This is a genomic window from Pseudactinotalea terrae (assembly GCF_009733845.1).
Classification (GTDB): Bacteria; Actinomycetota; Actinomycetes; order Actinomycetales; family Beutenbergiaceae; genus Pseudactinotalea; species Pseudactinotalea terrae.
Map to the genome: position 1 here is coordinate 914,667 of NZ_WNXZ01000001.1, position 11,909 is coordinate 926,575.

The following is an 11,909-nucleotide window of genomic DNA, read 5'->3' on the forward strand; positions in this document are numbered from 1 at the left end:
TCAGTCCTCCAGAACCGAGATGCCGGGGAGGTCCTTGCCCTCCAGGAACTCCAGCGACGCGCCGCCGCCGGTCGAGATGTGGCTGAAGCCGGCCTCGTCGAAGCCGAGCACGCGCACCGCAGCCGCGGAGTCGCCACCACCGACGATGCTGAACGCACCCGCGGCCGTGGCGTCGATGATGCCTTGTGCGACCGCCCGGGTGCCGTCGGCGAACGCCTCGAACTCGAACACGCCCATCGGCCCGTTCCAGACGATGGTCTTCGCGTCGGACAGCGCCGCGGCGAACGCCTGCTGCGAGTCGGGGCCTATGTCGAGCCCGATCTGGTCGTCGGGGATCGCGTCCACGCCCACCACGGTGGCCGGGGACTCGGCCTTGAACTCCGGGGCGACGACGACGTCGGACGGCAGCACGATCTGCACGCCGCGCTCGGCGGCGGTCGCGAGGTAGCCCTCGACGGCCTCGACCTGGTCGGCCTCGAGCAGCGACTTGCCCACCGAGTGGCCCTGGGCAGCGAGGAACGTGAAGACCATGCCGCCACCGATGAGGAGCCGGTCCGCCTTGCTCAGCAGGTTCTCGATGACGCCGAGCTTGTCGGAGACCTTGGCGCCGCCGAGCACGACGGCGTAGGGCCGCGCGGGGTCCTCGGTCGCCCGGCGCAGCGCCTCGACCTCACGCTGCACGAGACCACCGACGGCGTGCGGCAGGTTGTCGGCGACGTCGTAGACCGACGCCTGCTTGCGGTGCACGACCCCGAAGCCGTCGGAGACGAACGCGTCGGCGAGAGCGGCGAGCTCGGTCGCGAGCGCCTCGCGCTCAGCGGCGTCCTTGCTGGTCTCACGCTTGTCGAAGCGCACGTTCTCGAGCAGCGCGACCTGGCCGTCCGCGAGCCCGTCGACCGTCTGCTTGGCGGAGTCCCCCACCAGATCGGTCGCCAGCGCGACCGGCTGGCCGAGCAGCTCGCCGAGGCGCGCGGCGACCGGGGCGAGAGAGAACTTCTCCTCGAACCCGGTGCCGGCCGGGCGGCCGAGGTGAGCGGTCAGGATGACCCGAGCTCCGCCGTCGAGCAGGGTGGTGATGGTCGGCAGCGCGGCGCGGATGCGGCCGTCGTCGGTGATCGTGGTGCCGTCGAGCGGCACGTTGAAGTCGGCACGGACCAGTACGCGCTTGCCGCGCAGGTCACCGAGGTCGGCGATCGTCTTCACGATGAAGGGCTCCTGACGAGATGAGACGGGCGGTTCGGGAGCCCGGGGCTCAGCACCCCGGGCGTGGCATCGCCCGCGCCACGTCCCTGCGGACGCGGCGCGGGCGAGGCGGTCATGCGCTCAGAGCTTGTCGCCGACGTACTGCGTCAGCTTGACGAGGCTGCTGCTGTAGCCCCACTCGTTGTCGTACCAGGAGACGACCTTGACGAGGTTGCCGGAGACCTTGGTGAGGCCCGCGTCGAAGATGCTCTGGTGGGGGTTGCTGATGATGTCCGAGGAGACGATCTCGTCCTCGGTGTACTCCAGCGTGCCGGCCATGGAGCCCTCGGCGGCGGCCTTGACCGCGGCGTTGACCTCCTCGACCGTGACCTCGCGCGAAGCGGTGAAGGTCAGGTCGGTGGCGGAGCCGGTGATCGTCGGGACGCGCAGCGCGTACCCGTCGAGCTTGCCCTTGAGCTCGGGCAGCACGAGGGCGACGGCCTTGGCCGCACCGGTAGTGGTGGGGACGATGTTCTGCGCGGCCGCACGGGCGCGGCGCAGGTCCTTGTGGGGACCGTCCTGCAGGTTCTGGTCGCCGGTGTAGGCGTGGATCGTGGTCATGAGGCCACGCTCGATGCCGATGGCGTCGTTGAGGGCCTTGGCCATCGGGGCGAGGCAGTTCGTGGTGCAGGACGCGTTGGAGATGATGTGCTGCGTCGCCGGGTCGTAGTCGGTGTGGTTCACGCCGACGACGAAGGTCGCGTCCTCGTTCTTGGCCGGTGCCGAGATGATGACCTTCTTGGCACCGCCGTCGATGTGGGCCTTCGCCTTGGTGGCGTCGGTGAAGAAGCCGGTCGACTCGATGACAATGTCCGCACCGAGCTCGCCCCAGGGCAGGTTCGCGGGGTCGCGCTCCGCGAGGGCGCGGATGGGCTTGCCGTCGACGATGATGTTCTCGTCGTCGTGGGTCACCGTCTGCGGCAGCACGCCGAGCACGGTGTCGTACTTCAGCAGGTGAGCGAGAGACTTGTTGTCGGTGAGGTCGTTCACGCCGACGACCTCGATGTCAGCGCCCGAGGCGAGGATCGCCCGGTAGAAGTTCCGCCCGATGCGGCCGAAGCCGTTGATTCCGACGCGAATGGTCACGTTGTCCTCCTGGCGCGCCACGCGCGCGGTTCGATCTGGTTCGCGGGCCGCGATCCCGAGCTGGGAGCACACCCTCACGACATGGTTCCGGAGCGTCGCGGACGCCAAGCACCCACGGCGTCATCGGCGGCTCCACGTTACACCGCCCTGACCCCTCGTTGACCGGGCCCTTGGTCCGTGAGACGCCACACACGGGCTGCGCCCCCGTGCACCCCCCAGTCAGAGGCTGTCGAGCATCTCCTGGGTGAGGCTGGCCTCGGTGTCGGGGATGCCGTCGTCGTTCGCCTTCTTGTCCGCCATGGCGAGGAGGCGGCGGATCCGGCCGGCGACGGCGTCCTTGGTCATCGGCGGATCTGCCAGCTGGCCCAGCTCCTCGAGGCTCGCCTGCTTGTGCTCGAGCCGGAGCCGACCTGCCTGCTGCAGATGATCGGGTACCTCGTCGCCGAGGATCTCGAACGCACGCTGCACCCGGGCGCCTGCCGCGACCGCCGCCTGCGCGGAGCGGCGCAGGTTCGCGTCGTCGAAGTTGGCGAGCCTGTTCGCGGTACCACGGACCTCGCGCCGCATCCGGCGCTCCTCCCAGGCGAGCACCGCGTCGTGCGCGCCCATGCGGGTGAGCATCGCGCTGATCGCATCGCCGTCGCGGATGACCACGCGGTCGACGCCGCGGACCTCGCGTGCCTTGGCGGCGATGCCCAGACGGCGAGCCGCACCGACGAGCGCGAGCGCCGCCTCGGGGCCGGGGCAGGTGACCTCGAGCGCGGCCGACCGGCCCGGCTCGGTCAGCGAGCCGTGGGCGAGGAAGGCTCCCCGCCAGGCGGCGACGGCGTCGGTGAGGCTGGCGGAGACGACCTGCGGCGGGAGCCCACGGACGGGGCGACCGCGGGAGTCGAGCAGCCCGGTCTGGCGCGCGAGCGCCTCGCCATCCTTGACGACCCGCACCACGTATCGGTTGCCGCGACGCAGCGCACCGCCGGAGACGACGATGACGTCGCTCGTGTGCCCATACACCTCGGCGATGGCCAGCCGAAGACGGCGTGCGGCGATGCCGGTGTCCAGCTCCGCCTCGATCACGATGCGGCCAGAGATGATGTGAAGCCCACCGGCGAACCGCAGGGTCGCCGCGACCTCAGCCTTGCGTGCCGACACCTTGTCGACCCGCAACCTGGCGAGCTCGTCCTTCACGTCGGCCGTCAACGACATGAGCGACATCCTGCCATTCACCGCGTGCTCTCTCCCACGTCTCCCAAGATCCCCTCGAACGCATCCCGATACGCCGCTGCCAACCGCAGCGGGTCGTGCTGAGGCGTACCGTCCCCCACGCCTACCTGGCGCAGCAGCACCCGCGCCCCCAGCAACTTCGCGCATCGCAGCACGTCATCGAGGTCCTCGATCGCCGAGGGGTCTGCCACCACGACGTCGACACGAAGGTCGGGCGCGTAGTCGTGCAGCGAGCGTAGGTGATCCGCAGCAGAATAACCGGCCGTCTCACCCGGCTGCTGCGCGAGGTTGAGCGTCAGCGCCAATCTGGCCTCGGTGTGGTGCAACGCCTCACGGATACCCGGCAGCAGCAGATGCGGCATCACCGAGGTGAACCACGAGCCCGGGCCCAGGATCACCCAGTCGGCGTCCTCGATCGCCGCCACGGCCTCCGGGCACGCCTCGGCGTCCTCGGGATAGAGGCGGATCCGCTCCACCGTGCCCGACGTCACGGCGACGCGGCTCTGGCCACGAATCAGCAGCGCCGGTGCATCGGGCTGTTCCCGCTGCCGCACGTCGGCCTCGATCGCGAGCGGTGTCGTCGCCATCGGCAGCACGCGTCCGTGGGCGTTGAGCAGCTTGCCGATCAGGTCCAGTCCCGCCACGGTGTCGCCCAGGAGCTCCCAGGTGGCCACCAGCAGCAGGTTGCCCACCGCGTGCCCGTCGAGCTCCCCGCCGGTGCTGAAGCGGTGCTGCAGGATGTCACGCCAGATCTCCCCCCACTCCGAGGAGTCGCACAGGGCCGAGACAGCCATCCGAAGATCGCCCGGCGGCAGCACGTCCATCTCGGAGCGCAGTCGGCCGGAGGAGCCGCCGTCGTCGGCCACCGTGACCACGGCGGTGACATCGGAGGTCACATGACGCAGCGCCCGCAAGGTCGCGGACAGACCGTGACCGCCGCCCAGCGCGACGACCTTGAGCCCGGAGGCGCTCTGACCCCGACGTGCGCGCGGCCTGCTCACTCGCGCCCCAGGTCACGGTGCAGGGTCGTGGCGCCGTAGCCACGTTCCCGGATCCCCGCGGCGAGGGCCTCGGTGAGCGCGACCGAGCGGTGCTTGCCGCCCGTGCACCCGATCGCGATCGTCACGTACGGCTTCTGCTCCTGGACGTACCCCGGCAGGATCGGCTCGAGGGCGTCCAGGTAGCGCTCGACGAACTCCTTCGCGCCGGGGAGCCCCAGCACGTAGTCGCGGACCGGCTCGTCCTTGCCGGTGAGGTGGCGCAGCTCGGTCACCCAGTAGGGGTTGGAGAGGAAACGCACGTCGATCACGTGATCGGCATCGAGCGGGAGCCCGTACTTGAAGCCGAAGCTGACCACCTGCAGCTTGAGGTCCTTCTCCCCCTCGGCGGCCACGAACTCGCGGACCGCGCGGGCAAGGTCGTGCACGGACATGTTGCTGGTGTCGATCGTCACGTCCGCCCGGTCACGCAGGTGCTCCAGGAGTCGCCGCTCGAGATGGATGCCGTCGAGCATCCTGCCCTCGGCCTGCAACGGGTGCGGTCGACGCACCTGCTCGAAACGCCGCACGAGGGTCTCGTCGGAGGCGTCGAGGAACACGATGCGGTAGTCGATCCGCTGGCTGCGCAGGTCCTCGATCACCTCGACGAGGTCGGCGAAGAACTCCCGGCTGCGGACGTCGAGCACCACCGCGAGGCGCTTCACGCCGCTGTCGCCCGGCGCGAGCATGCCAGCCAGCGGCAGCAACATCCTGGGCGGGAGGTTGTCGACGACGTACCAGTCGAGGTCCTCGAGGACCGCAGCGGTCCGGGAACGGCCGGCGCCCGACATGCCGGTGACGATGATGACCTCGGGTCGGTCCGCCGTCGGCAGCGCGGCCTGCTCCTCGAGGAGGGGGATCCCCGCCGGGACCGTCGGGGGCGCCTCGTCGGCGATCACCGGGGTGGCTCCCTCGGTCTCCACCGGCTCGTCGTCTCGCTGGTTGGTGGCCGATGCGTCAGTCATGCCTCTGAGGATGTCACGACATCCGAGTCGGCCGCCTCCGGATCTCGTTCCTGGCGCGCTGCACCGGGAAGGGCGGTCGCGATCACCTCGGCCATCTTGGGTCCGATGCCCGGCACCGCGGCGATCTCCTCGGTGGTGGCGGCGCGCAGGTTCTTCACGGAGCCGAAGGCACGCAGCAGCGCGCTCTGGCGGGTGGGACCGAGACCCGGCACGCCCTCCAGCTCGGAGCGGGTCATGCGCTTCGCACGCCGCTTCCGGTGGTGCGTGATCGCGAACCGGTGCGCCTCGTCGCGCACACGCTGGAGCAGGTAGAGGCCCTCCGATGTGCGTGGCAGCACGAGCGGGAACTCCTCCCCGGGCACCCAGACCTCCTCGAGCCGTTTCGCGAGGCCCACGATCGCGACGTCGACGACGCCCAGCTCGGCCAGCGCCCGCTGGGCGGCAGCGACCTGGGGGGCGCCGCCGTCGACGACCACGAGGTTGGGAGGGTAGGCGAAACGCTTGGGGCGGCGCGAGGGTTCGAGCTCCTCAGCGCCCTCCTCCGCTGGCGAGCCGGAGGCATCCACCAGGTAGCGGCGGAACCGGCGGGTGAGCACCTCGAACATCGCCTCGGTGTCATCGCGCGCGCCGTCGCCGTGCTCGCCGCGGACCACGAAGTGCCGGTACTCCGCCTTGCGTGGCAGGCCGTCCTCGAACACGACCATCGAGGCGACCTGCTCGGTACCACCGGTGTGGGAGATGTCGTAGCACTCGATGCGCAGCGGCGACTCCGACAGCCCCAGCTGGTCCTGCAGCTCCTGCAGCGCGACCGAGCGGGCCGTCAGGTCACCGGCGCGGCGGGTCTTGTGGAGGGCGAGCGCCTGCTCGGCGTTGCGGTGCACGGTCTCGGCCAGTGCTCGCTTGTCCCCCCGCTGGGCGATGCGGATGCTCACCCTCGAGCCACGCACCGAGGTGAGCAGGGCCTCGAGATCCTCGACGTCGTCGGGAAGGGTCGGAACGATCACCTCGCGTGGGATCGTGTCGCCATCCCCCTCCTCGGCGTCGCCGTAGACCTGGAGCAGGAGCCGGTCGACCATCTCGCCCTGGCTGAGCTCCTCGACGCGCTCGGTGACCCAGCCGCGCTGACCCCGGATGCGGCCGCCGCGCACGTAGAACACCTGCACCGAGGCCTCGAGCTCGTCGGTGGCCATGGCGAAGATGTCGGCATCGGTGCGTTCGGGGAGGACGACGGTGTTCTTGTCGAGGACCTTGCGCAACGCGCCCAGGTCGTCGCGAAGCCGCGCAGCACGCTCGAACTCCAGCTCGGACGCCGCCTGCTTCATCTCCTCCTCGAGGCGCCGCACGTATGGCGCGCTGTCGCCGGCCATGAAGGAGCAGAAGTCCTCGGCCAGCTCGCGGTGCGCCTCGGGATCGATCCGGCCGACGCACGGGGCGCTGCACTTGTCGATGTAGCCGAGCAGGCACGGCCGGCCGCTCTGCGCGGCCCGCTTGAACACCCCGGCCGAGCAGGACCGGATGGGGAACACCCGCAGCAGCAGGTCGACGGTCTCGCGGATCGCCCAGGCGTGCGAGTAGGGGCCGAAGTAGCGGGTGCCCTTGCGCTTCTTGCCACGCATCACCTGGACGCGCGGGAACTCCTCGCCCATGGTGACGGCGAGGAACGGGTAGGACTTGTCGTCGCGGTACTTGACGTTGAACCGCGGGTCGAACTCCTTGATCCAGGCGAACTCGAGCTGCAGCGCCTCGACCTCGTTGGTGACGACGGTCCACTCGACGCTGGCCGCGGTGGTGACCATCTGCCGCGTGCGCGGGTGGAGCGAGCCGAGATCGGCGAAGTACGACGACAGCCGCTGGCGGAGCGAGATCGCCTTGCCGACGTAGATCACGCGGCCGTGCTGGTCGCGGAACTTGTAGACGCCGGGTTGGGTGGGGATCTCGCTCGACTTCGGTCGATAGGTACGAGGATCCGCCATGCAGCCAGGGTAGTTCGACCTGCCGACAACGCTCGCCTTCGGCTACGGTGCCAGTACGCGTACGACGAAGGAGCCACGCATGGGAGCGCTGCACGACTTCACCGTCAACATCACGTGGACGGGGGCAGGGTCCGACGGGACTGCGAGCTACACCTCCTACGAGCGCGATCACGAGGTCGTGATCGAGGGCAAGCCGACCCTGCTGGGTTCCGCGGTGCCCGCGTTCCGCGGCGACGCCTCTCGTTACAGCCCCGAGGACCTGTTCGTGGCCTCGCTGTCGCAGTGCCACATGCTCTGGGCGCTGCACATGGCGGCCCGCGCCGGCGTCGTCGTGGTGGGTTACACCGACCGAGCCACCGGCACGATGCGCGTGGAGTCCGCGGGCGCCGGCCAGTTCGTGGAGGTCACCCTGCACCCGCGGCTGACCGTGCAGGGCGACGTCGACGAGGCCACGATCACGAAGATCCACGAGGACGCGCACGCGCACTGCTTCATCGCCCGGTCGGTGAACTTCCCGGTGCGGCTTGCCCCGGTCAGCACCGACGTCGTAGCGACCCGCTAGCCGACCAGCCCTCTGTTGCCGAGATCGTCGATGTGCGGCGAGATCGTCGATCTGAATCTACGATCTCGCCGCTGAACTACGATCTCGCGTTCACTGGATGTCGCTCCTCAGGCGCTCTTCGCCTTCGCGGCCCTGCTGGCGCGCCGAGCGGACCGTGCCTTCGGGCGCGCCAGGGCGGCCACGTCGGCGACCTTCTTGGTGGTGATCGCCTGACCGGGTTCGAGGATCTCGGCGATGAACCGCCCGGTGTGGCTGGCCGTGACCGCAGCCACGTGCTCGGGTGGCCCCTCCGCGACCACGGTGCCACCCTTGTCGCCGCCCTCGGGACCCATGTCGACGATCCAGTCGGCGTTCTTGATGACATCGAGGTTGTGCTCGATGACGATCACCGTGTTGCCCTTGTCGACCAGCCCCTGCAGGACGCCCATCAGCTTGCGGATGTCCTCGAAGTGCAGGCCAGTGGTCGGCTCGTCGAGCACGTACACGGTGCGACCGGTCGAGCGCTTCTGGAGCTCGCTGGCGAGCTTGACGCGCTGGGCCTCACCACCCGAGAGCGTCGGGGCCGGCTGACCGAGGCGGACGTAGCCGAGCCCGACCTCGACCAGCGTGGTCAGGTGCCTCGCGATCGCGGGAACAGCCGCGAAGAACTCGGCCGCCTCCGAGATCGGCATGTCGAGGACATCGGCGACGGTCTTGCCCTTGAAGTGCACCTCGAGCGTCTCGCGGTTGTATCGCGCGCCCTGGCACACCTCGCAGGGCACGTACACATCGGGGAGGAAGTTCATCTCGATCTTGATCGTGCCGTCACCCGAGCAGGCCTCGCAGCGACCGCCCTTGACGTTGAAGGAGAACCGCCCCGGGCCGTAGCCGCGCACCTTGGCCTCGGTGGTCTCGGCGAACAGCCTGCGCATGTGGTCCCAGACGCCCGTGTAGGTGGCCGGGTTCGACCGCGGGGTGCGGCCGATGGGGCTCTGGTCGACGTGCACGACCTTGTCGAGCTGCTCGAGCCCACGGACCCGCTTGTGCCGACCGGGCACGTGGCGGGCGCCGTTGAGCTCGTTCGCGAGCACGTTGTAGAGGATCGCGTTCACCAGGGTGGACTTGCCCGACCCGGACACGCCCGTGACGGCGACGAAGCATCCGAGCGGGAGCGAGACCGTGACGTCCTTGAGGTTGTGCTCGCGCGCGCCCTCGACCGTGATCCAGCGGTCCTTGGCGGGCTCGCGCCGCGCGGCCGGCAGCGGGATCGAGCGGCGCCCGGACAGGTAGTCGCCGGTCAGCGACCCCTTCGCCTCGAGCAGGCCGCGGTAGTCGCCGGAGTGGACGATGTGCCCACCGAGCTCGCCCGCACCCGGGCCGATGTCGACCACCCAGTCGGCGGTACGGATCGTGTCCTCGTCGTGCTCGACGACGATGAGCGTGTTCCCGAGGTCGCGGAGCCTCGTGAGGGTCTCGATCAGGCGACGGTTGTCGCGCTGGTGCAGCCCGATGCTGGGCTCGTCGAGCACGTACAGCACGCCGACCAGGCCTGAGCCGATCTGGGTGGCGAGCCGGATCCGCTGGGCCTCGCCACCCGAGAGGGTGCCCGCGGGGCGAGAGAGCGAGAGGTAGTCGAGCCCGACGTCGAGCAGGAAGCCCAGGCGCGCGTGGATCTCCTTGAGGACCATGCCGGCGATCGCCGCCTCGCGCTGACCGAGCTGGAGTGCGTCGAGCGCCTCCTTGGCACCCGAGATCGGCATCGCGCAGACCTCGGCGATCGACATGCCGCCCACCGTGACCGCGAGCACCTCGGGCTTGAGCCGCGCGCCCTTGCACACCGGGCACGGGACCTCGCGCATGTAGCCCTCGTACTTCTCGCGTGAGGAGTCCGAGTCGGTCTCGGCGTGCCGACGCTCGAGAAAGGCGATCACGCCCTCGAAGCCGGTGGTGTACGCCCGCTCGCGACCCCAACGGTTCCTGTAACGCACGTGGACCTTGTGGTCCTTGCCACGCAGGATCGCCTCCTTGGCGCGGGCAGGGAGCGCGCGCCACGGGGTGTCGACCGAGAACTTCAGCTCGTCGCCCAGCGCGCTCAGGATGCGGTCGTAGTACTGGTTGGTGCCCTGCGCCCAGGGGGCGATCGCCCCTTCCGCGATCGACAGGTCCTCATCGGGCACCACGAGCTCGGGGTCGACCTCGAGCCGGGTTCCGATGCCGGTGCACTCCGGGCACGCTCCGTACGGAGCGTTGAACGAGAAGGTGCGCGGCTCGATCTCCTCGAGCGTGAGCGGGTGATCGTTCGGGCAGGCGCGCTTCTCGGAGAACCGGCGCTCGCGCTCCGGGTCGTCGGGGTCGGCGTCGACGAACTCGATCACCACCAGCCCCTCGGCGAGCCCCAGCGCCGTCTCGACCGAGTCGGTGAGCCGCTGCTTGATGCCCTCGCGCACCACCAGCCGGTCGACGACGACCTCGATGCTGTGCTTGAGCTTCTTCTCCAGGGTGGGCGGCTCGCTGAGCTGGATCACCTCGCCGTCGACGCGGGCGCGCGCGAAGCCGCGGCTCTGGAGGTCGCGGAACAGCTCGGCATACTCGCCCTTGCGGCCCCGGACGACCGGTGCGAGCACCTGGAACCGGGTGCGCTCGGGGAGCTCGCGGATGCGGTCGACGATCTGCTGCGGGGTCTGCGCGGTGACGCGCTCGCCGCACACCGGGCAGTGCTGAGTGCCCGCGCGCGCGAAGAGCAGGCGCAGGTAGTCGTAGACCTCGGTGATCGTGCCGACCGTGGACCGCGGGTTGCGGTTGGTGGACTTCTGGTCGATCGACACCGCCGGCGAGAGGCCCTCGATGAAGTCGACGTCGGGCTTGTCCATCTGCCCGAGGAACTGGCGCGCGTACGAGCTCAGCGACTCCACGTACCGCCGCTGCCCCTCGGCGAAGATCGTGTCGAACGCCAGCGAGGACTTCCCCGATCCGGAGAGGCCCGTGAAGACGATCAGCTGGTCTCGAGGGAGCTCGATGCTGACGTTCTGGAGGTTGTGCTCGCGTGCACCGCGAACGACGAGAGAGTCCGACACCCGAACATGGTAGGTCGAGGTTCCGACATCGCACATCCGTTCGACGGCGTGTCGGGCTGTGTTCTCGCGCACAGCGTGGCCCGCACGTGCTCGTCGCTACGCTGACGCCCATGGCCGGACTCGCGCACGTCGACCCGCACGGCGCCGCGATCGCCGTCGGGGACGCCAGCCTCGAGGTCCACAAGGTCAGCGTGTCCGACGAGGACAACAACGCCTACCTGCTCACCGACCCGGCGACCGGCGCCCAGCTGCTCGTCGACGCCGCCGATGACGCCCCGGCGATCCTCGAGCTCGTGCGCAGGCACGGCGACGGCAGGCTCACCGCCGTGCTGACCACCCACCGACACCGGGACCATCACCGCGCCCTGCCGGCCGTCGTCGCGGCGACGGGCGCCGAGGTGCTGGCGGGCGCAGAGGACGCGGATGCACTGCCGAGCCCGGTGGACCGCCGGCTCGCCCACGGCGACACGATCACGCTCGGCGCCCACCGCTTCGACGTCATCGCGCTCCAGGGCCACACGCCCGGCTCGGTCGCCCTCGCCGCCCGCACCGAGGCCGCCACCCTGCTGCTGACGGGCGACTCGCTGTTCCCCGGCGGGGTCGGCAAGACCGGCTCTCCCGAGGACTTCGCCTCGCTCATCGACGACGTCGAGACGCGCCTCTTCGGCGTCTACCCCGACGACGCCGTCGTGCACCCCGGCCACGGGGACAGCACCACGCTCGGCAGCGAGCGCGGCTTCCTCGCTACCTGGCGCGCGCGGGGCTGGTAG

Annotated in this window: 9 protein-coding genes; 2 read left to right on the forward strand and 7 right to left on the reverse strand. The window is 70.1% G+C overall.

Annotation, left to right across the window (positions count from 1 at the left end):
• The 6 genes from GPA03_RS04200 to uvrC all read right to left on the reverse strand — a co-directional run bounded on the left by GPA03_RS04200 (position 1) and on the right by uvrC (position 7,524).
• Positions 1–1,203, reverse strand: a complete 1,203-nt coding sequence (locus GPA03_RS04200) for a phosphoglycerate kinase (RefSeq protein WP_156250706.1) — start codon at positions 1,201–1,203, stop codon at positions 1–3.
• Positions 1,204–1,323: 120 nt separating this feature from the next.
• Positions 1,324–2,328: a type I glyceraldehyde-3-phosphate dehydrogenase gene (gap, locus tag GPA03_RS04205; RefSeq protein ID WP_156250707.1), complete on the reverse strand. Its 1,005-nt coding sequence runs from the start codon at positions 2,326–2,328 to the stop codon at positions 1,324–1,326.
• Positions 2,329–2,547: 219 nt separating this feature from the next.
• Complete coding sequence (whiA, locus tag GPA03_RS04210) at positions 2,548–3,531, reverse strand: DNA-binding protein WhiA (RefSeq protein WP_156250708.1); 984 nt, start codon at positions 3,529–3,531, stop codon at positions 2,548–2,550.
• 17 nt (positions 3,532–3,548) lie between these two features.
• The gene (locus GPA03_RS04215) at positions 3,549–4,550 is read right to left on the reverse strand and encodes a gluconeogenesis factor YvcK family protein (protein WP_156250709.1); all 1,002 of its coding nucleotides are present in this window, start codon (positions 4,548–4,550) and stop codon (positions 3,549–3,551) included.
• Positions 4,547–5,482 carry an RNase adapter RapZ gene (gene rapZ, locus GPA03_RS04220; protein ID WP_241681137.1) on the reverse strand — a complete coding sequence of 312 codons (936 nt, stop codon included), beginning with the start codon at positions 5,480–5,482 and terminating at the stop codon, positions 4,547–4,549. Before rapZ ends, GPA03_RS04215 begins: the two co-directional genes overlap by 4 nt.
• A 65-nt stretch (positions 5,483–5,547) precedes the next feature.
• Positions 5,548–7,524, reverse strand: a complete 1,977-nt coding sequence (gene uvrC, locus GPA03_RS04225; RefSeq protein ID WP_156250711.1) for an excinuclease ABC subunit UvrC — start codon at positions 7,522–7,524, stop codon at positions 5,548–5,550.
• Positions 7,525–7,603: 79 nt separating this feature from the next.
• On the opposite strand from uvrC, the gene GPA03_RS04230 reads away from it, so the two are divergent.
• A complete protein-coding gene (locus tag GPA03_RS04230; RefSeq protein ID WP_156250712.1) occupies positions 7,604–8,086 on the forward strand; it encodes an OsmC family protein in 483 nt (160 codons plus the stop codon).
• Positions 8,087–8,193: 107 nt separating this feature from the next.
• Here GPA03_RS04230 and uvrA read toward each other — a convergent pair whose 3' ends face one another.
• Entirely contained in the window at positions 8,194–11,175 is a 2,982-nt protein-coding gene (gene uvrA / locus GPA03_RS04235) for an excinuclease ABC subunit UvrA (RefSeq protein ID WP_156250713.1), read from the reverse strand.
• Between the two features lie 74 nt (positions 11,176–11,249).
• Here uvrA and GPA03_RS04240 point away from each other — a divergent pair, with 74 nt between their 5' ends.
• Positions 11,250–11,909, forward strand: coding sequence for an MBL fold metallo-hydrolase (locus GPA03_RS04240; RefSeq protein ID WP_156250714.1), 660 nt, complete (start codon positions 11,250–11,252; stop codon positions 11,907–11,909).